This window comes from Arthrobacter sp. NPDC089319 (genome assembly GCF_040684925.1).
In the GTDB taxonomy this organism is placed as follows: domain Bacteria; phylum Actinomycetota; class Actinomycetes; order Actinomycetales; family Micrococcaceae; genus Crystallibacter.
In genome coordinates this window covers 40,568-63,128 of the sequence record NZ_JBFBGZ010000015.1, presented here as the reverse complement: position 1 = coordinate 63,128, position 22,561 = coordinate 40,568, and the positions used below count along the sequence as shown (strand labels likewise).

Here is a 22,561-nt window from a genome sequence, read left to right as displayed (position 1 = left end):
AGGGCATGACTGAGCAACTTGCGGTGGCCGTGCTGGGCGCCGGCGGACGGATGGGGAGCGAGGCCGTCACGGCCATCGAGTCCGCCCCTGACCTGGAACTGGTGGCCGCGCTGAAGCGCGGCGACTCCCTCGAAGAACTGGTCGCCGCCGGAGCTCAAGTGGTGGTGGACCTGACCACGCCGGAGAACACCGAGGCCAACGTCCGGTTCGCCGTCGAACACGGCATGCACGCAGTGGTCGGCACCACCGGCTGGGACGAAGCCAAGCGCGCCTCGCTGGCGCAGCTGCTGGATCAGCACGCCGGGACCGGCGTACTGATCGCGCCCAACTTCGCGCTCGGTTCGGTGCTGGCATCCTCGTTCGCCGCCACGGCGGCCAAGTACTTCGAATCGGTGGAAATCATCGAACTGCACCACCCGGACAAGGTGGATGCACCCTCCGGCACCGCCATCCGCACCGCGCAACTGGTGGCCGCGGCCCGCGACGCGGCCGATGTTCCCGCCGGCCCGGACGCCACCACCAAGGCGCTGGACGGTGCCCGCGGGGCGGATGTGGACGGCGTGCGCGTGCACAGCGTGCGGCTGCGCGGCCTGGTGGCGCACCAGGAGGTGCTGCTGGGCGGGCCGGGCGAACAGCTCACCATCCGGCACGATTCGTTCGACCGCGCCTCTTTCATGCCCGGCGTCTTGCTGGGCGTCCGGACCGTCATTGGGCGGCCCGGACTGACCTACGGACTGGACGGGTACCTGGAACTTTCATGAGCAACACTGAAGACACCGCCCGCGTGCCCGACGGCGGCAGCGGCGTCGGCTGGTACACCCGGCACGGAGCAAAAATCTGGGTCGGCGTGATCATCGTCCTGCTGGTGGGCTACCTGATTGCCACCCTGCAGCGGGCTTGGCTGATGCTCAGCGAAACGGATCTGGTGGCCAAAGGACTGGGCGTGGCCCTGGTGATCCTGCCCGTCATCGGCGCCTGGGCGTTGAGCAGGGAACTGCTGTTCGGCTCGCGGATGTCCAAGCTGGCCCGAACCCTGGAAGCCGAAGGCGGCCTGCCGGTGGACAATCTGCCGCGCACGCCCGGCGGGCGGATTGTCCGGGAAGCAGCGGACCGGGAGTTCCTCAAATACAAGGCCGAGGCCGAGGCGGCGCCGGAGGACTGGCGCAGCTGGTTCCGGCTCTCCTGCGCCTACGACGCGGCCGGCGACCGCAAGCGCGCCCGAGAGTCGATGCGCCACGCGATCGGGCTCAGCCGCTCCTAAGCGGAATGCTCAGCGGGACCGGCTGCCGGTCGGCCGGAGCGCATCGCGGGTGAGCCGGGACGCGGTGGAGGCCACCAGCTCGAATGGTCCGCGCCAGCCGAGGGCGTGGAACAGAATCCCGATGACCATCGCCGCCACCGCCTGCCACAGGTACGCCGGCAGATCCGGGGCGTTCGGGGGCAGCACGCTGAGGACCCAGACATGGGCGGAGTAGAGCGTCAGGGTCATGGCGCCGGCGCCGGAGAGCGGCAACAGCAGCCACGGCAGCCGCGAGGTCAGCAACAGGCAGACCGCCAGCACCACGGCCGAGGTGCCCACCGTGTGCAGCAGATCGAAGCTCGTTCCGGAGTGCGGCGACGAGCCGCCCAGCCACCACCACGAACCTTGCTGCTCGATCCAGCTCATGTTCACCTGGTACACCAGGTCGAAGTCTGCCCGTTGTGCCGACTCGGTGGCTGCCACTTCGGCATAACCGCCCAGCCGATCCATCACCAGCCAGGAGCCGGCTATGGCCGCCACCGCCAGCACGGCGCCCACGGCCAGCAGTGCCAGCTGCACGCCGGTTCGCTGCAGTTCCAGCCGGCCGATCAGCAACCCGGCCAGCAGGTAGCCAAGCCACTGCACTACGGGGTAATAGCCGGTCAGGAACAGGTCGCTGAGCAGCGTGGCGGGCGTCAGCAGGTCGTAGATCATGGGGTTGTGGCCCAGCTCGGCCGGGTCCACGGCAGCCTCCGCCAAGGGGCGCAGCAGGTGCGCCAGCACCGGGGAGAGGACGATCCACCCGGCGGCCCAGAGCACCAGCACCCGGCGGCGCAGCTGGAGGAACGGCAGCGCACACAGGAACAGCACGGCATAGTTGACCAGGATCACCGCAACGTTCACTTCCAGCGTGCCCAGCATCATACCGACGGCCGCGATCAGCAGGGCCCGCACCGCGATGCCGCCACGGTCCGCCGCCAGGCTGCCGCCCTGGTGGCCGCGGCTGCCTCCGGTCAGCAGTGCCAGGCCCACCCCGGCCAGGACCGCGAACAGCGCCGAGGACCGGCCGGACAACACCAGGCCAACGAAATTCGGCTCCGGATCCGTCCCGGCAGTCCACGGCGCAAAGATGTGGGTAGCCATCATGCCCAGCAGGGCGATGCCGCGGGCGGCGTCGATTCCGGCAATCCGGCGGCCGGTGGGAGCAGAGGGCATGCACAGATATTCTCACAGCCGGCCGGGGGACCGGTGGGAAAGTTCAGCGGTCGGCACGCGATACCGTGAGGGAATGGACACCTTTGCACACTGCGCTCCGGCGGCCGGGGAGCGGCCATGATGGGATTCGCTGTCAATGAGCGCGACGGCGTGCGGCTGGCCTTCGAGGACACCGGCACCGGCGAACCACTGCTGATGGTCCACGGCACAGCGCTGTCCAAGGCTGCCTGGCGGGGGCTTGGCTACCAACGCGCCCTCAAGCCGCACTACCGGGTGGTCACGCTGGACATGCGCGGACACGGCCGCAGTGACAAACCGCACAACGATGACGCCTACACCATGGAGCACTTCATGGGCGACGTCGAAGCGGTGCTGGACGCCTGCGGGCTGCAGAGCGTGCATTACTTCGGCTACTCCTTTGGCGCACGGGTCGGTCTGGCGATGGCCGCCTCCCGGCAGCATCGCCTGCGTTCGCTCACCATGCTCGGCGGGACCCACCGGAGCATGGCCGGCCAGGTCGGCAAACTCTTCTTCCCCGACTACCTGGACGCGCTTGAGACGGGCGGCATGGAGGAATTCATCAGCCGTTGGAACGATCGCCGCACCGGGTCAGTGGACCCGGCCACCCGGCAGGCCTTCCTGGCGAACGACCCGGCGGCGCTGGCAGCCTACTTCCGCGCCGGCGAAGAATTGCCGGGACTCGATCCGCGCGTGGTCCAGCAGATCCAGTTGCCGGTCCTGCTGATCGCCGGCAGCAAGGACCATCCGCGGGCGGAGGAATCGCGCCAGGCGGCCGCTCTGCTGCCGGACGGACACTTTGCCGAACTGCCCGGTTTGGACCACGCCAGCTGCCTGTCCGCCCAGGAAGACGTGACCGCCCTATTGACAGGTTTCCTGGAGCGGGTCCTCACAAACCGCTGAGGCAGCCGCGTTACCCGGGTCACGGCCGGCCTCCGCGGCCACCGCACGTGACGGAGAACTCTGTGTCGCCCCTTCTACACCATTGCCTGATACCGCCTCCGGACACGGTAACGTTTTCCCTATGGCTGAGTCTGACGTTCGTGAGTATCCCTTCGGCACCCTGGTCACCGCAATGGTCACCCCCTTTACCGACGAGGGCGAGGTGGACTACCTCAAGACCGCCGAATTGGCGGACAAGCTGGTCCAGGACGGCTGCGACGGTCTCGTCGTCACCGGAACCACCGGCGAAACATCAACGCTGACCGATGACGAGAACGAAGCGATGTTCCGCACGGTCGTCGAGGCGGTCGGTGGCCGCGCCAAGGTCATCGCCGGGTCGACCACCAACGACACGCGCCACTCCATCAACCTGTCCCGGCGTGCCGCCGCCGTCGGAGTGGACGGGCTGCTCATCACCGCCCCGTATTACAACAAGCCGAGCCAGGCGGGCGTCCAGGCCCATATAGAAACCATCGCCTCTGCCATCGGCCTGCCGGTCATGGTCTATGACATCCCCGGCCGCGCCGGCATCTCGATCGCGACTGACACCCTGATCCGGCTGGCAGAGCACCCGCTCATCGTGGCGCTCAAGGACGCCAAAGCGGACTACGGCGAGACCACCCGCGTGCTGGCCAACACGGATTTGGACGTGTACTCCGGCGACGACGGACTGACCCTGCCGCTAATGGCGGCCGGCGCCGTCGGCGTGGTGAGCGTGACCGCCCACGTGGCCACCCGGCAGTTCCGCGAACTGGTCGATGCCGCGCTGGCGGGGGATTTCGCCACCGCGCGCCGGCTCCACTTCGAACTGGACCCGGTCATCCGCGCCGTGATGACCCACGTGCAGGGCGCAGTCGCCGCCAAGCAGGTCCTGAAGTGGCAGGGCGTCCTGCCCAACTCCGTGGTCCGGCTGCCGCTGGTGGAACCGTCGGAGGCCGAGCTCGCGCCCATCCGCGCGGACCTGGCCGAGGCCGGCTGGACCCTGGAGGCCCTGAACGCCCGATGAGCCAGTCCACGCTGACCCAACTCCGCACCCCGCCCAGCCTCGAACCGGGCACGCTCCGGATTGTTCCGCTCGGCGGACTCGGGGAAATCGGCCGCAACATGGCGGTCTTCGAGATCGACTCGAAACTGCTGGTGGTCGACTGCGGTGTGCTGTTCCCGGAGGAGCACCAGCCCGGGGTGGACTTGATTCTGCCGGACTTCTCCTACATCGAGGACCGGCTCGACGACATCGTCGGCGTGGTCCTCACCCACGGGCACGAGGACCACATCGGTGCCGTCCCGTACCTGTTGCGGATGCGGCAGGATATTCCGTTGATCGGCTCCCAGCTGACCCTGGCCCTGGTTGAGGCCAAGCTGGCCGAACACCGGATCACGCCCTACACCCTCACCGTCGCCGAAGGCCAAATCGAGCAGTTCGGGCCCTTCGAATGTGAATTCGTCGCGGTCAACCACTCGATCCCGGACGCACTCGCTGTCTTCGTCCGGACCACTGCCGGCACGGTGCTGCACACCGGCGACTTCAAGATGGACCAGCTGCCCCTGGACGGTCGGATCACCGACCTGCGCGCCTTCGCCCGCCTCGGCGAGGAGGGCGTGGACCTGTTCATGGCCGACTCCACCAACGCCGACATCCCCGGCTTCACCACCGCGGAGAAGGAAATCGGCCCGGTGCTGGAGCGTCTCTTCGGCCAAGTGCAGAAACGCATCATCGTCGCCTCGTTTTCCTCCCACATACACCGCATCCAGCAGGTGCTCGACGCCGCTGCCGCCCACGGCAGGCACGTGGCCTTCGTGGGCCGGTCCATGGTGCGGAACATGAACATCGCCGCCAAACTGGGCTTCCTGAATGTCCCCGAGGGCATCTTGGTGGACCTGAAGAACGTGGAGGACTTCCCGGACGACCGGATCGTGCTGATGTCCACCGGGTCGCAAGGTGAACCCATGGCCGCCCTGTCCCGGATGGCCAACGGGGACCACCGCATCCAAGTGGGCAAGGGGGACACGGTGATCCTGGCGTCCTCGCTGATTCCGGGCAACGAGAATGCCGTTTTCCGGGTCATCAACGGCCTGTTGAAGCTCGGCGCGGAAGTCATCCACAAGGGCAACGCCAAGGTCCACGTGTCCGGACACGCTGCTGCCGGCGAACTTCTGTACTGCTACAACATCCTGCGGCCCAAGAACGCCCTGCCGGTGCACGGCGAGACCCGGCACCTGATTGCCAACGGGCGGCTGGCCGAACAAACCGGAGTGCCGGCGGAAAACGTGTTGCTGGCGGATGACGGATCGGTCGTCGACCTGAAGGACGGCATCGCCCGGATTGTCGGCCAGATCGAATGCGGATACGTGTACGTGGACGGATCGAGCATTGGCGAGATCACCGACGCGGACCTCAAGGACCGCCGGATCCTGGGCGAGGAGGGGTTCATCTCCGTGATCACGGTGGTCAACCGCAGCACCGGCCAGATTGTCTCCGGACCGGAAATCCATGCCCGCGGGTTCGCCGAGGACGATTCGGTCTTCGACGACATCAAACCGAAAATTATCAGCGCGCTGGAAGAGGCAGTGGTCAACAACACGGACCACACCACGTACCAGCTGCAGCAGGTGGTCCGCCGGGTGATCGGCACCTGGGTGAACAAGCGGCACCGCCGCCGGCCGATGATCGTCCCGGTGGTCCTGGAGGCTTGAGCCCGGTCCGGCGCAGCCGATCCGTGCGGGCCAAATCCCGCGGATGAGCGGGTTCAGCCGGTAACCTTGCGACTATGGCGACTCGTACTTCCCCTGCCCGAAAAGGCACCCAGCAGTCGCGCGGTAAGGGTACAGGCACTACTGCGCGCTCCTCATCGGGGCGTTCCAGCAAGACCAAGGTGCTCGAAGTGCAGCCGCCGGAAGAGCAGCTGCCGCTGCTGCCGCGGATGATCCACGGGCTGTGGATGAGCCTGGCCCGTCCGGTGGCCGCGGGCGTCCGGAAGCTGGGTCCCGATGTGCGGCCCGACCACGAACTGCGCCGCGACGGCACCGGTTTCTTCCTGCTGCTCCTGGCCGCCTGCGTCGCCACCGTGGAGTGGTGGGCCCTGGACGGCTGGTTCGGGGACGTGGTGCACGCCGTGGCCGGCGGAACCTTCGGCTGGATGGCACTGGTGCTGCCGGTGCTGCTGCTGATCATGGCGGTGCGGCTGATGCGCCATCCCGAAGACTCACCGGCCAACAGCCGCATCTCCATTGGCCTGATCCTTTTCCTCGCCTCGGGCTCCGGGCTCGCGCATGTGATCGGCGGCCAGCCGGCACTGGCGGACGGCTTCGATGCGTTGTGGGCGGCCGGTGGAATGGCAGGCTTCCTGCTCGCGGCCCCGCTGGCGGCCGTCAGCCTGTGGCTGCCGGTGGCCATCTACGGGCTGCTGGCCTTCACCAGCATCCTGATCATCACCGCCACGCCGTTCCGCCACATTCCCATGCGCCTGCGGATGCTCTACGAGCGGCTGATGGGCCAGGACCCGTCCGCCCAAGCGGCGCCGTACCAGCCGGGCGATGAGCACGACCAGAGCTACCTTTACGCCGACCAGGCTCCGGCCAAGGAGCGGAAACCGCGGCGCAAACTCTTCGGCAAGCGCAAGGCCGAAGAGGCCGCCGACGAGGAAGGGTTCTACTTCGACGAGGCATTCGAAACCGCCGTCATCGAGGATAAAGAGCCCGAAGAGCTACCCGCACCGGAGGAAACGGCTCCGGCCGTGCCGCCGGGAGTGCGCCGGCCCACGCAGGCGGAACTGGCCGTCGAAAAGATCAAGCGCGACCAAGGCCTGGTCCCCGAAGGGGCCACCGAAGCGCTTCCGGTGCTGCCCGCGGCCCCGCCGGCAACCGCAGCGCCCACCGTGCCGTCCAATCCGGTGCAGCCGCAGCCGCCAACCACTCCGATCCCGCAGCGCACCGAGCAGCTGCAGTTGGCCGGCGACGTCGCGTACACGCTGCCGCCGTCCGATTTCCTGCCGCCCGGACCGCCGTCGAAGGAGCGGTCGGAGGCGAACGACGCCGTTGTCAATGCCCTGACCGAGACATTGGACCAGTTCAAGGTCGATGCGAAGGTCACCGGCTTCTCCCGCGGGCCGACAGTGACGCGCTACGAAATCGAGCTGTCGCCGGGCACCAAGGTGGAGCGCGTCACGGCGCTGTCCAAGAACATTTCCTACGCCGTGGCCAGCTCCGACGTCCGCATTCTCTCGCCGATCCCGGGCAAGTCCGCCATCGGCATCGAGATCCCCAACACGGACCGCGAGACGGTGTCCCTGGGCGACGTGCTGCGCTCGAACAACGCCCGCAAGACCGAACACCCCATGGTCATGGGCGTTGGCAAGGATGTTGAGGGCGGCTTCGTGCTGGCCAACCTGGCCAAGATGCCGCACCTGCTCGTCGCCGGTGCCACCGGAGCGGGCAAGTCCTCGTTCGTGAACTCGATGATCACCTCCATCCTGATGCGGTCGACGCCGGACGAGGTGCGGATGGTCATGGTGGACCCCAAGCGGGTGGAGCTGACCGCCTACGAGGGCGTGCCTCACCTGATCACACCGATCATCACCAATCCGAAGAAGGCCGCGGAGGCGCTGCAGTGGGTGGTCCGCGAGATGGACACCCGCTACGACGACCTGGCCAACTTCGGCTTCAAACACATCGACGATTTCAACAAGGCCGTGCGCAACGGCAAGGTGGTCCCGCCGGCCGGCTCCAAACGAGTGGTCAAGCCGTACCCGTATCTGCTGGTGATCGTGGACGAGCTCGCGGACCTGATGATGGTGGCCCCGCGGGACGTTGAAGACTCGATTGTCCGCATCACCCAGTTGGCCCGTGCCGCCGGCATCCACTTGGTGCTGGCCACCCAGCGGCCCTCGGTGGATGTGGTGACCGGCCTGATCAAGGCCAACGTCCCGTCACGGATGGCGTTCGCCACCTCGTCGGTGACCGACTCCCGCGTGGTGCTGGACCAGCCCGGCGCGGAAAAGCTGATTGGCCAAGGTGACGCCTTGTTCCTGCCGATGGGTGCCAGCAAGCCGATGCGTGTGCAGGGCGCCTGGGTCTCCGAATCGGAAATCCACAAGGTCGTTGAACACGTCAAGGGGCAACTGCAGGCGGTCTACCGCGACGACGTCGCCGTGGAGGCGCCGAAGAAGCAGATCGACGACGACATCGGCGACGATCTGGACGTGCTGCTGCAGGCGACCGAACTGGTGGTCACCACCCAGTTCGGCTCGACCTCGATGCTCCAGCGGAAGCTGCGCGTCGGCTTCGCCAAGGCCGGCCGCCTGATGGACCTGCTCGAATCCAGGGGAGTGGTTGGTCCGTCCGAGGGTTCCAAGGCCCGCGACGTGCTGGTCAAGCCGGATGACCTCGCGGCGACGCTGGCCGCCATCCGGGGCGACGAGCCGGCCGCCGCAAGCCCCGGCGAGCCAGGGAGCGCCGACCCGCTGACCGAGGCATTGGCGGACAATGCCAATGCCAACCATGGCTTCGAGGGCCCGCGCGATTTGGTCGCGGAGGACCTCGATTCCCGGCCGCAGGCGGTGGACTACTACGACGGCGACGAGGACGATGCGGGATCCGAGGACGCCTGGAACCTGACCGGGCGGTGACGTCCGCCCTCCGGTGGTCGACCAAGGGCCGTCAGGCCCGCGAGGTGACGTCCGCCCTCCGGTGGTCGACCAAGGGCCGTCAGGCCCGCGTGGAGACCCGCTACGGGTAGCCTTGAACGCGTGACTGATTCAGTGTCCCGGCCCGTGCCCCTGCTCAACATCGCCAACGTCCTCACGACGGTGCGGATCCTGCTGGTTCCGTTTTTCATCTGGTTCCTGCTGGCTGACGGCGGCGAAGGGGGAGTGTACCGTTGGCTGGCGGTGTTGGTGTTCGCCGTCGCGATCTACACGGACAAGCTCGACGGCGATCTGGCCCGCAGCCGGGGGCTGATCACCAACTTCGGCAAGATCGCCGATCCGATTGCAGACAAGCTCCTGATCGGCTCGGCCTTGATCTTGCTCTCGGTGCTGGGCGACCTGCCGTGGTGGATCACCATCATCATCCTGGTCCGGGAGCTGGGCATCACCTTGCTGCGATTCGTGGTGATTCGCTACGGGGTCATGCCGGCCTCGCGCGGCGGCAAACTGAAGACCGTCCTCCAGACACTGGCCATCTTCCTCTACCTGCTGCCGCTCGAGTCCTGGCTGGGAGCCTGGGCGGTGTGGGTGGCCTTCGCCGTCATGATGCTGGCCGTGATCGTCACCGTGGTGACCGGCGTCGACTACGTCGTGAAGGCTGTGAAATTGCGCCGCGCTTCGCACGCCGGGACCGAGGGCCAGCGATGAACACCGCACAGGCCGCGGCCGTCGTGGCAGCAGCCATCGCCGGGAAACTGACGGTGGCCACGGCCGAATCGTTGACTGCCGGTATGGTGGCGGCCGAACTGGCCACGGTGCCAGGGGCATCCGGCACGCTTCAAGGCGGCGTCGTGTCCTACCAGAGCCAGGTCAAGGCTGCCGTGCTCGGCGTCGACCCTGATCTGTTGGCGCGCGAGGGGGCGGTCACCGAAGCCGTGGCCTGCCAGATGGCCGAGGGTGCCAGGCGCGTCCTGCAGGCGGACATTGCGGTGTCCACCACCGGGGTTGCCGGACCGGAACCGCACGGCGGCCGGGACGTGGGGACCGTGTGGATCGGCATCGCCGCGCCGCGCGGAACGTGGGCCAGCGAGTACCACTTCGACGGCGACCGGGCCAGTATCCGGCGGCAGGCCTGCGAAGCCGCCATCATGGAACTGGGCCGGGCGGTCGGCGATGAGGCGGCGGTTTTGTCCGGATCGTAGATTTAAGTCCGGGGAACAAAAATATTGATTCAGTAGTTATCAAGGGTGTCAGCAGATGTTAGGTTGTTGGCCTAGGCTTGAAAACAGCGGCAGAAGCCGCCCAGCTTAAGAGGGAGCAAGGCGATACAGATGGTAAAGCAGCCCGTGTCCGTAAACGGTGTTGTCCGTTGGCGTGATGTGGGATTGGCCGAAGAACCCCGCAGGGAGCAGAAGGAGCGCAAAATGGTAGTGTTGCGACACGAAATTGGCGATGTCCTCCGTGATGTCCGGCAGCGGCAGGGACGAACCCTGCGCGAAGTGTCGCACAGCGCCCGCGTTTCCCTTGGCTACCTGAGCGAAGTCGAGCGCGGCCAGAAGGAAGCATCGTCTGAACTGTTGTCCTCGATTTGCTCGGCCTTGGACGTTCCCCTGTCGCACATGCTGCGGGAGGTGAGCGACCGGGTCGCAGAGGCCGAGGGTGTGGTCATTCCCGACACCGTCCCGCAGGAACTCTCGCGTGAGTTTGTCGGCGACATTCCGGACGAGCTGCCCGAAGAACTCCGCGGTTTGGCTTCCGCCCGGTACTGATCAAAGACCCTAACGGGCCGGTTCCGCCCACAGCGGCGGAACCGGCCCGTTTCTTTGTGCCTGCGGTTCCCGGCCGGCCCGCTGTCCGCTAGTGGACCGGCGGCTCGTTGGCATAGGAGGCATTCAGCCGGTCCAGCAACTGTCCCAGCGTGGACAGGTCTTCGACGGACCAGTCGCCAAGGCGCTCGTGAAAGGCGACCTTGCGGGCGGCCTGCGCCTCGGCCAGTTTCTCCAACCCAGCGGGAGTCAGGGTAATCGACTGGGCCCGCCCGTCCAATGGATCCGCCTGCTTGCCCACCAAACCCAATTGCTCGAGCATGGCAATTTGGCGACTGACAGACGGCTTGCCGACTCCGATTGCCGCAGCCAGTTCCGTGAGCCGCAACGAATGCTCCCGCTGGAGGATCAGCAGAAGTCCGTAGGCCGCCGGTTCCATGTCCGGGTGCACGGTTCGCGCCACCCGGTGGGAGTTCGCCCTGGCCCGGCGCCAGAGCAAGCTCAACTGCCGTTCAAGTGCTTCGATGGCCGTATCGAACCGTGCATCTTCGCTGCCTGTGGCATGGTCTGTCATGGCCTTATTCTAATGAGCGCCGGCGTCGGCGCAGAGATCCCGCGCGGACGCGTCGCAGGCCGATTGCAGGTCGAAGGAATCTCGATGCCGTCCCGGCGCATCAGCCGGACACGTGAGAAGATGTACGCGTGCGAATCAGTGACTTCTGGCGATTGATGGACGATGAATTCGGTTCTGCCTATTCGCATGTCCTCGCCGCAGATTTGGTGCTGGGACAGCTCGGCGGCCGGACCGCCGCCGAAGCGTTGGCTGCAGGAATTCCGCCGAAATCGGTATGGCTCGCCGTCTGCGATATTCAAGACGTTCCGCAGGAGCGGCGCTGGGGCAAGGACCGCGAACCGCGAGGCTGAGCGGACACGCCCTGCAGAAAAACCCCGATATGTTCGAAAGTGTGTTCGGATCCCGCTAAGCTTCTACACAGACCGCCGAGAGGCCGGATTATCCACACGCTCCGCTGCCGATCCCGATTTTGTCCGAGCCGGACGCTACGGTCGGAAGAGTCAAGACAGACAAGGCCCGAGGGCCGCAAGAGACTGAGGTGAACAATGGCCGCACCAGCTGACCGCGAGAAGGCACTGGAAGCTGCGCTGGCGCAGATCGACAAGCAGTTCGGCAAGGGCTCGGTGATGCGTCTTGGCGACGACACCCGTGCCCCCATCGAAACGATCTCCACCAGTTCGATCGCCTTGGACGCCGCATTGGGCATTGGCGGCCTGCCGCGGGGCCGTGTGGTCGAGATTTACGGTCCGGAATCTTCGGGTAAGACCACGGTGGCGCTTCACGCTGTCGCCAGCGCCCAGCGCAACGGCGGAATCGCTGCCTTTATCGACGCCGAGCACGCACTGGACCCGGAATATGCCAAGAAGCTTGGCGTGGACACCGACGCCCTGCTGGTGTCGCAGCCGGATACCGGCGAGCAGGCACTGGAAATCATGGACATGTTGATCGGCTCCGGCTCTCTCGACATCATCGTGATCGACTCCGTCGCCGCCCTGGTGCCGCGCGCGGAAATCGAAGGCGAAATGGGCGACAGCCATGTTGGTCTCCAGGCCCGTCTGATGAGCCAGGCCCTGCGAAAGATCACCGGGCGGCTCAACCAGTCGAAGACCACCGCCATTTTCATCAACCAGCTGCGCGAAAAGATCGGCGTGTTCTTCGGCAGCCCGGAGACCACCACCGGCGGCAAGGCGCTGAAGTTCTACGCCTCGGTGCGCATCGACGTGCGCCGCATCGAAACCTTGAAAGACGGAGCCAATCCGGTGGGCAACCGGACGCGCGCCAAGATCGTCAAGAACAAGATGGCACCGCCGTTCAAGCAGGCAGAATTCGACATCCTCTACGGCCACGGCATTTCCCGCGAGGGCGGCCTGATCGACATGGGCGTGGAGCATTCGCTCGTCAAGAAGTCGGGCGCCTGGTTTACCTATGACGGAGACCAGCTCGGCCAAGGCAAGGAAAATGCCCGCAAGTTCCTCATTGACAATCCTGATCTGGCCGATGAGCTCGAACGCAAGATCCGGCAGAAGCTCGGCATCGATGCAGTCCCGGACAGCGGAGAAGAGGGCGAGCCGAAGCTCAAGGCCGTCGACGGATTCTAAATGGCGTTCAGGCAGGGACAGGGCGCCGGCCCGACGCCGGGCAGCCCGGCGGACCTGGCACCGGATGCTGATCCCTACGGCGTCGCGCGCTCCATTGTCCTGCGCGCACTGACGCAGTCCCCGAAGAGCCGCGCCCAGCTGGCCGCGAAGCTGGCTGAGCGCGGCGTCCCGGGCGACGTCGCGGAGGCAGTACTCGAGCGGTTCGAGGAGGTCAACCTCATTGACGACGCCGAGTTCGCCAGGATGTGGGTGCGCAGCCGGTCCCAGTCGCGTTCGCTGGCGCGGTCCGCACTCCAGCGGGAGCTCGCCGACAAAGGGATCTCCGGTGAAGTGGCCGAGCAAGCGCTGGACCAGCTTACGGCGGACGACGAGCTTGAAGCCGCCCGCAGCCTGGTGCGCCGCAAGATCCGCCCCGACTGGCAGCTGCAGGACCGGTCAGAAAGGGACAAGCATCTGCGCCGGCTGGTCTCCATGCTGGCCCGTAAGGGCTATTCTGCCTCGCTGGCCTACCGGGTGGCGGATGAGGAACTCGGCGCCGCCGGCAACCCGGAATTCTGACGCGCCCTAGCCTCGCCCGGAGCGCCGGGTCCCCTTCGGCACTGTTATCGTTTTGAGACTTTTCCCAGATTCGGTCGTTACCGTAGTGCGACTGTGAGTGCATCGCAGAATGAACGTCGTCAGAAAACCCAGCAACGCAGGCGCAGCCGCAGGCAGCGCCGCCTCAGGATCGCCGCAGGCCTGACACTTTGCTCCGTTGCCGCAGTCGGCGCAACCGGGGCCGCCAGCGCCGTTCGGCAGGGGCACAGCGCCTCGGAGGCTGTGGGATCGATCACAGCACCCGTGATGGAGCTGGTGGGATTGGCAGAGCCCGCCGAGGAGCCAAACCCGGTGGCCGCCGACGCCCTCGAGGCGCAGGACGCTGAGGCCTCCGGCCATGCCGCAGCCGAGAAGAAGGCCGCGCAGGCGGATCAGGCGCGCCAAGCGGCAGCAGATCAGAAGGCAGCTGCCGCAAGGGCTGCAGCAAAGGAAGCCGCCGATCGGAAGGCGGCGGAAAAACGTGCCGCTGCCGAGGCGGCAAAGAAGCGTGCTGCCGCCCAGGAGGCTGCCCAGGCAAAGGCTGCCAAGGAGAAAGCTGCTGCCAAGGCCCAGGCGTCGCGGAACGATCCGGCCGCTGCCAAGGCCTACGCCGAAGGGGCGCTGGCATCCTTTGGCTGGGGCGCTGGCGAATTGGGCTGCCTGGAAACGCTGTGGCACAAGGAATCGGAATGGAACCTCGGCGCCACCAATCCCTCCAGCGGCGCCTTTGGCATACCGCAGGCCCTGCCCGGTAACAAGATGGCCGCCGCCGGCGCCGACTGGCAGACCAACGTCCAGACTCAAGTCGATTGGGGACTGGGCTACATTGAGGACCGCTACGGCTCCCCGTGCTCCGCCCTGGACTTCCATTTGGCGAACAATTGGTACTAATCCCTGACCGGCTGCAGATTGTGGCTCGTCCGGCCGCAGGCCGTACCCTTGTAAGGTGAGTTTGACTGTCCCCGCCCCCACCATCGAGAAGCAGCCGGAAGCCCGCACCTATCAGGTGCGCACCTTCGGCTGCCAGATGAACGTGCATGATTCCGAGCGGCTGGCCGGGCTCCTCGAAGCCGCCGGAATGGTCGAAGCCGAAGCCGGCCAAGCCGACGTCGTGGTCTTCAATACGTGTGCGGTACGGGAGAACGCCGACAACAAGTTGTACGGCAACCTGGGCCAGCTGGCACCGGTCAAGGAACGCCATCCCGGGATGCAGATCGCCGTCGGCGGCTGCCTGGCCCAGAAGGACCGCGAGACGATCCTCAAGAAGGCGCCGTGGGTGGACGTGGTGTTCGGCACCCACAACGTGGGTTCGCTTCCGGCGTTGCTGGAGCGTGCGCGGCATAACAACGAAGCGCAGCTGGAAATCCTGGAATCGCTCGACGTGTTCCCCTCCACGCTGCCCACCAAGCGCGATGCGGTGTACTCCGGCTGGGTCTCCATTTCCGTGGGCTGCAACAACACCTGCACGTTCTGCATCGTCCCGTCGCTGCGCGGCAAGGAACGCGACCGCCGGCCGGGCGAGATTCTGGCGGAGGTCCAAGCGCTGGTCGACGACGGCGCCATCGAAGTCACGCTGCTGGGCCAGAACGTGAACTCCTACGGTGTGGAGTTCGGTGACCGCGGGGCCTTCGCCAAGCTGCTGCGCGCCTGCGGCAGCATCGAGGGACTGGAACGGGTGCGGTTTACCAGTCCGCACCCGGCGGCCTTCACCGACGACGTCATTGACGCCATGGCCGAAACCCCCAATGCCATGCCGCAGCTGCACATGCCGCTGCAATCCGGCTCGGACAAGGTCCTCAAAGACATGCGCCGGTCCTACCGGTCCAAGAAGTTCCTGGGCATCCTGGACAAGGTCCGGGAACGGATTCCCCATGCGGCCATCTCCACGGACATCATCGTCGGGTTTCCCGGCGAGACCGAGGAAGATTTCCAGGCAACCCTGGCGGTGGTGGAACAGGCCCGCTTCGCCAGCGCATTCACCTTCCAGTACTCCAAGCGGCCCGGGACCCCGGCCGCGGAGCTGCCGGACCAGCTGCCCAAGTCCGTGGTGCAGGAACGCTACGAGCGCCTGATTGCCTTGCAGGACCGGATTGCCGCGGAAGAAAATGCCAAACAGCTGGGCAGCCGGGTCGAGGTCATGGTGACCGCGCAGCAGGGACGCAAGGCGGGGGAGACCCATCGGCTCTCCGGCCGGGCCAGGGACCAGCGGCTGGTGCATTTCTCCGTCCCCGACGGCGCGCCCGCGCCGCGCCCGGGCGACTTGGTGACGGTGACGATCACCGAAGCCGCAGCCTTCCACCTGATCGCGGATCCGGCTTCCGCGTCGGACTACCAACTGCGCCGCTCGCGCGCCGGGGACGCCTGGGATGGCTCCCAGGCAGACTCTTGCGGGGTACCCGCGACTCCGGGCAGCAAACCGGCCCAGGTCTCGCTGGGCATGCCCGCGCTGCCGGTCCGGCCGGCCTGAGCCCGATGCCGGCCGACCCACTGAGCCAGCAGGACAGCCCGGCGGTCATCGCCGTCGTCGGCCCCACCGGATCGGGTAAATCGGATCTCGCCGTCGAGCTGGCGCAACGGCTGGACGGAGAAGTGATCAATGCCGACTCCATGCAGTTCTACCGGGGAATGGACATCGGCACGGCCAAGATGACGGTGGCCGAACGGCAAGGGGTGCCCCACCACCTGCTGGACATCCTCGACATCACGGACGAAGCGAGCGTCTCGGCGTACCAGCGGCAGGCCCGCGACGCGATCGATGCCATTCACAGCCGGGGCCGCCGGGCCATCCTTGCCGGCGGGTCCGGACTGTACGTCCGGGCGGCCCTCGACGCGATCGAGTTTCCTGGCACCGATCCGGCCGTGCGCCGCGCCCTCGAGGAAGAGCTGGCCAGCCAAGGCCTGGAAGCCATGCAGGAACGGCTCCGGGACGTTGATCCGGCCTCCGCTGGCAGGCTGGCCGATGCTCGCCGCATCGTCCGCGCGCTGGAAGTGTGGCAGCTGACCGGGCGCCCCTTCAGCTCCTACATGCCGGAGCGGCATTACGTCCGCCCCACCGTGCAGATCGGCCTCCAAGTGAACCGCGAACAGCTCAAGCACCGGCTGGCCTGTCGCGTTCATGCGATGGTGGAGCGCGGCTTGCTGGACGAAGTCGCCGCGCTGGACCGGCGGGGCCTGCGCCAGGGGCGGACCGCCTCGCGCGCGCTCGGGTACGCCCAGTTTCTGAGGGTGCTCGACGGCGAATGGAGCCAAAACGCCGCCGTCGAGGACACCGTCGCCGCCACCCGCAAATTCGCGAGGCGCCAGCTGACCTGGTTTCGGGCTGATCCACGGATCCACTGGCTCGACTGGCGGGATCCGCTGCTGGCGGACAAGGCCGCCGGCCACCTCGCTAAGCTTGAAGCGTGAACACCCCCCTTCCTGACCATTTGTCAGTCTTGTCCGGGCTGTCCTACGCCAAAGGGCACGGAACCGGCAACGACTTCGTGCTGATTGCCGATCCGGACGGACTCAAGGACATCGAACCCCAAGCCGTCGCCGCGCTGTGCCACCGCCACCTGGGCATCGGCGCCGATGGGCTGATCCGCGCCGTCCGTTCGGAGCACCTGCCCGAGGGCCGTGAGCTGCTGGCAGCAGCGCCGGAGGCCGAGTGGTTCATGGACTACCGAAATGCCGACGGCTCGGTATCCGAGATGTGCGGCAACGGCGTCCGCGTCTTCGTGCACTTTCTGCTGGCCGAGGGGCTGGTCGGGCTGGCGGCCGGGGAGTCTTTGACGATAGGGACGAGGGCGGGGATCAAGATCATCCGCCGGTCCGCCAACGGCTACGCCGTGGACATGGGGCCATGGGAATTCATCTTCCCCGCCGAGGCTGCGGCCCGGGCCATGGACTCCACCGTCAGCGCCGGCGGCCTGGAGGTGCCGCGGCCGGCGCTGTCCGTGAGCATGGGCAACCCGCATACCGTCGTCGCCCTCGCCGGACTTGCAGAATTGGCCGCCACCGAATTGTTTGCGGCACCCGCGGTGGATCCCGTTCCCGCAAACGGAACCAACGTGGAATTTGTGGTACCGGCCGAACCCCTCGTCGCCGACGGAGCAGGGCATATCAGCATGCGTGTGCACGAGCGCGGGGTGGGGGAGACCCAGTCCTGCGGGACCGGTGCCTGCGCCGCCGCCGCTGCCATCCGCTACTGGGCCGGGAACGGTGCTCCCGACGACTGGCAGGTCGGAGTCCCCGGTGGAACCGTCCGCGTGCGGTTTCTCCCGGCGCCGGACGGGCGTGAACATGTGGAGCTCAGCGGACCCGCCGTGTTGGTGTCCCGCGGAACCGTGGCCTGAGGGAAGCGGTTCAGCCGGCCCGCCGGACGCAGAGCACGCGGAAGGCCTTGGCCGTGCTCTCCCGGCTGATGGAGTAGTCCGGCGGCAGTTCGCCGGAAAGCCAGCGCTGCAGCGAGTCCGAGCCCAGGTTCTTCTGGACCACCAGCCAGGCGGAGCCGCCGGGCGCGAGCCTGGGCAGCCACAGCAACAGCAGTTCGTGGAGTTCACTCTTGCCGATTCGGATCGGCGGGTTGGACCAGATGGTTTCGAACCGCAGCGACGGGTCGACGTCTTCCGGTAGGCAGGCACGGACATTGTCCAGGCCCAACGACGCGGCGTTGTCGTTGGTCAAGGCGATGCTGCGCTCGTTGACGTCGACGGCCCACACCGTGGCCCCCGGGGATTTCAAGCCCATGGTCAGGGCGATCGGACCCCACCCGCAGCCGATGTCCAGCAGGTTGCCTGCCGGCGCCGGCGGAGGAACCTCGGCCAGTAGCACCGCTGTGCCCTTGTCGACGCCGTCCGGACTGAAGATGCCGCCGGCCGTCTGCAACTGCCGTGGGCGGCCGTCCAGTTCGACCTCCAGGGTGCGGCGAACCTCGGGTTTGCCTGGTTGCGGGCTGAAGTAGTGCTCTGTTCCCATAATCGGCCAGATTAGTGCGCGTTCAGCGGAATCGGTATCAAGGCGCGCCTAAGCTGCGTTGGCTCTGATAGCGTTGACCGCATGAAGAAGTAATGATTGCGCCGCCACCATGCTGTCCCGTTCCATGCGGCACAGCGCGTGCCGTTGGTCGAGAATTCATTCTCCCCGGCCGCCGGGCAATCGCCGTTCCGCGAAACTCAGGAGCGTTCCACCGCCGCAGCCGCCCGTTCGGTTGTTTCAGTTCCCCGGTGCCGGTTATGCCGGCCGCACCAGAAGGCGCCAGCTGCCACGCATTTCCCGCCCCGCACCGACGGGGCCCATGCCAGGAGGACTTTTGGCCGATCATCCACAAACCGCATCTTCGGGCTCCGCTGGACGCACCCCGGAGGACTACGATAAGACCACGGACATTTCGAAGGAGAGCATGACCACCAACAGCCCCCAGCCGTCGCCGGAACCGGAAATGACGCCGGATGAGATCCAGGCAGTCATTGACCGTATCCTGGCCCGCGACACTGCGGCAGGAAGCAAGCCGGGAGTCGGCGGCCGAGCGCAGGCCCTGTCCAAACTTGACTCCGAGCATTCCGAATTCGACGGTGACCAGCAGGACTTGGCCGAACGCCGTGCCCTCCGCCGCGTAGCGGGCCTCTCCACCGAACTGGAGGACGTCACCGAGGTCGAGTACCGGCAACTACGCCTGGAGCGCGTGGTGCTGGCCGGTCTGTGGACCGAAGGCACGGCCGACGACGCAGACAATTCCCTGCGGGAACTGGCGGCGTTGGCGGAGACCGCCGGCTCCGAGGTGCTGGACGGCATCGTGCAGCGCCGGATGAAGCCGGACCCGGGCACCTTCCTTGGGTCCGGAAAGGCCCAGGAACTGCGGGACATCGTGATGTCCACCGGCGCTGACACGGTCATTGTCGACGGCGAACTCTCGCCCTCGCAGCGCCGCGGACTGGAAGACATCGTGAAGGTCAAAGTCATTGATCGCACGGCGCTGATCCTGGACATCTTCGCGCAGCACGCCAAGAGCCGCGAGGGCAAGGCCCAGGTCGAGTTGGCCCAGCTGGAGTACCTGCTGCCGCGCCTGCGTGGCTGGGGCGAGTCGATGTCCCGTCAGGCCGGCGGGCGCGTCGGAGCCGCCGGCGGCGGCATCGGTTCGCGCGGACCAGGTGAGACGAAGATCGAACTGGACCGCCGCCGTATCCGGACCCGGATGGCGAAGCTGCGCCGCGAAATCGCAGCCATGAAGCCGGCACGGGACACCAAGCGTGCCAACCGCCGCCGCAATGCCGTGCCCTCGGTGGCCATCGCCGGTTACACCAACGCCGGAAAATCGTCGCTGCTCAACCGCCTGACCGATGCAGGTGTCCTGGTCGAGAACGCGCTTTTTGCCACCTTGGACCCCACCGTGCGCCGCGCGGAAACACCCGACGGCATTGGCTACACGCTCGCCGACACCGTCGGTTTCGTCCGCTCGCTGCCGACACAATTGGTGGAAGCCTTCCGCTCCACGTTGGAGGAAGTTGCCGACGCCGATGTGATCCTGCACGTGGTGGACGTCTCGCACCCCGACCCGGAGGGCCAGATCGCCGCGGTGCGTGAAGTGCTCACCGAGGTGGATGCCCGGCACATTCCTGAAATCGTGGTGTTGAACAAGGCAGATGCCGCCGATCCCTTCGTGGTCGAACGGCTGCGGCAGCGCGAACCGAACCACGTAGTGGTCTCGGCACGCACCGGCCAGGGCATCGACGCGCTGCTTCGACTGATCGGCGAAACCATCCCGCGTCCGAGCGTGAAGCTGCGGCTGTTGGTGCCCTACGACCGCGGCGAAGTCATCAGCCGCTTGCACAGCGAGGACGCGGAGATCCTCGCCATGGAGCACGGGGAAGACGGCACACGGCTCGATGTCCTGGTTCGCGAGGGCTTGGCAGCGGAGCTGGAACGATTCCTTCGACATGACTGAAACCCGGGTACCGGCCGGCGAGGCGTTGCGGCTGCTCGATGTCGCGGTCCAGGGCATGGGCGGCCAACACCGCGCCGGCCAGCACGAGATGGCTGCCAAAGTAGCCGAGGCCTTCGACCGCCGGCAGCACCTGCTGGTGCAGGCGGGCACCGGCACGGGCAAGTCGTTGGCGTATCTGATCCCGCTCATGGTGCAGGCCTTGGAGGGTGAGAAGCCCGCCATCGTCTCCACCGCGACGCTGGCCCTGCAGTCGCAGATCGTCAAAAGGGACCTGCCGCGGCTGATGGAAGCCGTCGCCGATGAGCTTCCCCGGCCGTTGGACGTGGCGCTGCTCAAGGGGCGGAACAACTACGTCTGCCTGCATAAGCTGGCAGGCGGCTTTCCGGACGAAGACGCGCCTGCTGCGCTGTTTAGCCTCGGCGAGGACGCCGTCCCGCATCCGGCTCCCGCCGGCGGAGGGGCGTCCAGCGGGGCCGCGGGGGCATTGGGCAAGGAGGTCGTGCGGCTGCGCGAATGGGCGCAGGAGACCGAGACCGGCGATCGCGATGAACTGGTGCCCGGGGTCAGCGATCGCGCGTGGCGACAGGTCTCCGTGGGATCGATGGAATGCCTCGGCGCGCAAAAATGTCCCCTCGCCGCCGAGTGCTTCAGCGAACTGGCGCGCGGACATGCTGCCGAGGCGGACATCGTGATCACCAACCACGCCATGCTCGCCATCAACGCCTTTGAGGGCGTGGCCGTGCTTCCGGACTACGACGTGGTGGTGATTGACGAAGCCCACGAATTGCAGGACCGCGTCACCAGCGCCGTGGCGGGGCAGCTGTCGGCTGCCATGGTCCGCACTGCGGCTTCGACCGCGCGCAAGCACACCGGGATCAGCGTGGAGCCGCTGAACTCGGCTGCCGGCGCCCTGGAGGACGTACTGGAGCCGTTGCCGAGCGGCTTGTTGGCCTCCGGCCTGCGCGAGGAGCAGGAGTTGGTCCTCGTGCAGCTGCGGGAGGCGGCTCGCGCAGCGCTATCCGATTCCAAGCCCGAGGGGTCCGCGGCGGCAGACGGCGGGAGGCAGATGGCCCGATCCCGTCTTTCCGCGGTGCTGGAGATGGCCGAACGGCTGCTTTCGGCGGCAGATTCCCGCGAGGTCATTTGGGCGACCCGTCCCAGCACCTTCGGCGAGACCGGCGACTATATTGCCAACGACGACCAGCCGGCTACGCTCAACATCGCCCCGTTGTCTGTTGCCTCCAGGCTGCGTGAAGGGCTCTTCGACGAACATACGGTGGTGCTGACCTCCGCCACGCTGTCGGTGGGGGGCACTTTCGACGCCGTTGCCGGTTCGCTCGGATTGTTGGGGGCCGGCGCCCCAGCGTACTCAAGCGCTGACGTGGGCAGTCCCTTCGATTACCCGCGCCAGGGTGTGCTGTATGTGGCATCGCATCTGCCCAAGCCGGGCCGTGGCACCAGCAGCGAGCAGCTCGACGAACTCGAGGAGCTGCTGCGCGCCTCACGCGGCGGGGCCCTCGGATTGTTCTCCTCGCGTCGCGCGGCAGAAGAAGCTGCCGCCGAAATGCGTCAGCGCACCGACCTGACCATCCTGTGCCAGGGCGAATCATCAATGGGGGCGCTGGTCCGCCAATTCGCCGATGAACCGGACACCTGCCTGTTCGGCACGATGACTCTGTGGCAGGGAGTCGATGTTCCGGGCGAGGCATGCCGGTTGGTGGTCATCGACCGAATTCCGTTCCCGCGGCCGGACGACCCGCTGACCACTGCCCGGACCCGGTCGGTAGCCCAGGCCGGCGGCAATGGTTTCATGACGGTCTCGGCCACCCACGCAGCAGTGCGGCTGGCCCAGGGCGCTGGCCGCTTGATTCGCGCATCCAATGACAAGGGGGTTGTGGCCGTGTTGGATTCCCGTCTGGCCACCGCCCGCTACGGAAATTTCCTCCGCAGCGCCCTGCCGCCGTTTTGGAGCACGAAGGATGGCGCCATCGCCCGCCAGGTCCTGGAGCGGCTGGCGGCCGCGGCCGCCTGAACCGGCGGCGGCCTGAACCATCCGGGTCCGCCGCCG

At 66.9% G+C, this 22,561-nt stretch carries 21 protein-coding genes; 18 read left to right on the top strand and 3 right to left on the bottom strand.

Going from position 1 to position 22,561, the window contains the following annotated elements; translation table 11 throughout:
- The first annotated feature begins 5 nt into the window (after positions 1–5).
- Complete coding sequence (dapB, locus tag AB0N75_RS17250) at positions 6–761, top strand: 4-hydroxy-tetrahydrodipicolinate reductase (protein ID WP_364652170.1); 756 nt, start codon at positions 6–8, stop codon at positions 759–761.
- Positions 758–1,261 (top strand): tetratricopeptide repeat protein, encoded by a 504-nt coding sequence (locus AB0N75_RS17245; protein WP_364652169.1) that lies wholly within the window; start codon positions 758–760, stop codon positions 1,259–1,261. The genes dapB and AB0N75_RS17245 overlap by 4 nt, the downstream gene beginning before the upstream one ends.
- Positions 1,262–1,270: 9 nt before the next feature.
- Here AB0N75_RS17245 and AB0N75_RS17240 read toward each other — a convergent pair whose 3' ends face one another.
- The gene (locus AB0N75_RS17240; protein ID WP_364652168.1) at positions 1,271–2,455 is read right to left on the bottom strand and encodes a heparan-alpha-glucosaminide N-acetyltransferase domain-containing protein; all 1,185 of its coding nucleotides are present in this window, start codon (positions 2,453–2,455) and stop codon (positions 1,271–1,273) included.
- 117 nt (positions 2,456–2,572) lie between these two features.
- Here AB0N75_RS17240 and AB0N75_RS17235 point away from each other — a divergent pair, with 117 nt between their 5' ends.
- The 7 genes from AB0N75_RS17235 (at position 2,573) to AB0N75_RS17205 (ending at position 10,826) form a co-directional block, all read left to right on the top strand.
- Positions 2,573–3,376, top strand: coding sequence for an alpha/beta hydrolase (locus AB0N75_RS17235; RefSeq protein WP_364652167.1), 804 nt, complete (start codon positions 2,573–2,575; stop codon positions 3,374–3,376).
- A gap of 121 nt (positions 3,377–3,497) precedes the next feature.
- A complete protein-coding gene (dapA, locus tag AB0N75_RS17230) occupies positions 3,498–4,421 on the top strand; it encodes a 4-hydroxy-tetrahydrodipicolinate synthase (protein WP_364652166.1) in 924 nt (307 codons plus the stop codon).
- Positions 4,418–6,109, top strand: coding sequence for a ribonuclease J (locus AB0N75_RS17225; protein ID WP_364652165.1), 1,692 nt, complete (start codon positions 4,418–4,420; stop codon positions 6,107–6,109). The genes dapA and AB0N75_RS17225 overlap by 4 nt, the downstream gene beginning before the upstream one ends.
- Positions 6,110–6,183: 74 nt before the next feature.
- Positions 6,184–9,039, top strand: coding sequence for a DNA translocase FtsK (locus tag AB0N75_RS17220; protein WP_364652164.1), 2,856 nt, complete (start codon positions 6,184–6,186; stop codon positions 9,037–9,039).
- 120 nt (positions 9,040–9,159) lie between these two features.
- A complete protein-coding gene (gene pgsA / locus AB0N75_RS17215) occupies positions 9,160–9,765 on the top strand; it encodes a CDP-diacylglycerol--glycerol-3-phosphate 3-phosphatidyltransferase (RefSeq protein WP_364652163.1) in 606 nt (201 codons plus the stop codon).
- Positions 9,762–10,259 carry a CinA family protein gene (locus AB0N75_RS17210; protein WP_364652162.1) on the top strand — a complete coding sequence of 166 codons (498 nt, stop codon included), beginning with the start codon at positions 9,762–9,764 and terminating at the stop codon, positions 10,257–10,259. Before pgsA ends, AB0N75_RS17210 begins: the two co-directional genes overlap by 4 nt.
- Positions 10,260–10,388: 129 nt before the next feature.
- Entirely contained in the window at positions 10,389–10,826 is a 438-nt protein-coding gene (locus tag AB0N75_RS17205; RefSeq protein ID WP_127511713.1) for a helix-turn-helix transcriptional regulator, read from the top strand.
- Between the two features lie 88 nt (positions 10,827–10,914).
- Here AB0N75_RS17205 and AB0N75_RS17200 read toward each other — a convergent pair whose 3' ends face one another.
- On the bottom strand, positions 10,915–11,397 hold the full coding sequence (locus tag AB0N75_RS17200) for a MarR family transcriptional regulator (RefSeq protein WP_364652161.1): 483 nt from the start codon (positions 11,395–11,397) through the stop codon (positions 10,915–10,917).
- Between the two features lie 128 nt (positions 11,398–11,525).
- Between AB0N75_RS17200 and AB0N75_RS17195 the strand changes: the two genes are divergently transcribed.
- From AB0N75_RS17195 to dapF, 7 genes are all read left to right on the top strand, one after another.
- On the top strand, positions 11,526–11,747 hold the full coding sequence (locus tag AB0N75_RS17195) for a DUF3046 domain-containing protein (RefSeq protein WP_364652160.1): 222 nt from the start codon (positions 11,526–11,528) through the stop codon (positions 11,745–11,747).
- Positions 11,748–11,942: 195 nt separating this feature from the next.
- Positions 11,943–12,995 carry a recombinase RecA gene (gene recA, locus AB0N75_RS17190; RefSeq protein ID WP_364652159.1) on the top strand — a complete coding sequence of 351 codons (1,053 nt, stop codon included), beginning with the start codon at positions 11,943–11,945 and terminating at the stop codon, positions 12,993–12,995.
- Positions 12,996–13,553: a regulatory protein RecX gene (locus AB0N75_RS17185; RefSeq protein WP_364652158.1), complete on the top strand. Its 558-nt coding sequence runs from the start codon at positions 12,996–12,998 to the stop codon at positions 13,551–13,553.
- Between the two features lie 261 nt (positions 13,554–13,814).
- Positions 13,815–14,462, top strand: coding sequence for a hypothetical protein (locus AB0N75_RS17180; RefSeq protein WP_364652157.1), 648 nt, complete (start codon positions 13,815–13,817; stop codon positions 14,460–14,462).
- 55 nt (positions 14,463–14,517) lie between these two features.
- Positions 14,518–16,038: a tRNA (N6-isopentenyl adenosine(37)-C2)-methylthiotransferase MiaB gene (gene miaB / locus AB0N75_RS17175; RefSeq protein WP_364652156.1), complete on the top strand. Its 1,521-nt coding sequence runs from the start codon at positions 14,518–14,520 to the stop codon at positions 16,036–16,038.
- 5 nt (positions 16,039–16,043) lie between these two features.
- Positions 16,044–16,976, top strand: a complete 933-nt coding sequence (gene miaA, locus AB0N75_RS17170) for a tRNA (adenosine(37)-N6)-dimethylallyltransferase MiaA (RefSeq protein ID WP_364652155.1) — start codon at positions 16,044–16,046, stop codon at positions 16,974–16,976.
- The gene (gene dapF, locus AB0N75_RS17165) at positions 16,973–17,905 is read left to right on the top strand and encodes a diaminopimelate epimerase (RefSeq protein WP_364652154.1); all 933 of its coding nucleotides are present in this window, start codon (positions 16,973–16,975) and stop codon (positions 17,903–17,905) included. Before miaA ends, dapF begins: the two co-directional genes overlap by 4 nt.
- A gap of 10 nt (positions 17,906–17,915) precedes the next feature.
- On the opposite strand, the gene AB0N75_RS17160 is transcribed toward dapF, so the two are convergent.
- Entirely contained in the window at positions 17,916–18,527 is a 612-nt protein-coding gene (locus AB0N75_RS17160) for a methyltransferase (protein ID WP_364652153.1), read from the bottom strand.
- 424 nt (positions 18,528–18,951) lie between these two features.
- Here AB0N75_RS17160 and hflX point away from each other — a divergent pair, with 424 nt between their 5' ends.
- Together hflX and AB0N75_RS17150 are read left to right on the top strand one after the other, a co-directional pair.
- Complete coding sequence (gene hflX / locus AB0N75_RS17155; RefSeq protein WP_364652152.1) at positions 18,952–20,493, top strand: GTPase HflX; 1,542 nt, start codon at positions 18,952–18,954, stop codon at positions 20,491–20,493.
- Entirely contained in the window at positions 20,486–22,525 is a 2,040-nt protein-coding gene (locus AB0N75_RS17150) for an ATP-dependent DNA helicase (protein ID WP_364652151.1), read from the top strand. The genes hflX and AB0N75_RS17150 overlap by 8 nt, the downstream gene beginning before the upstream one ends.
- Positions 22,526–22,561 lie beyond the last annotated feature (36 nt).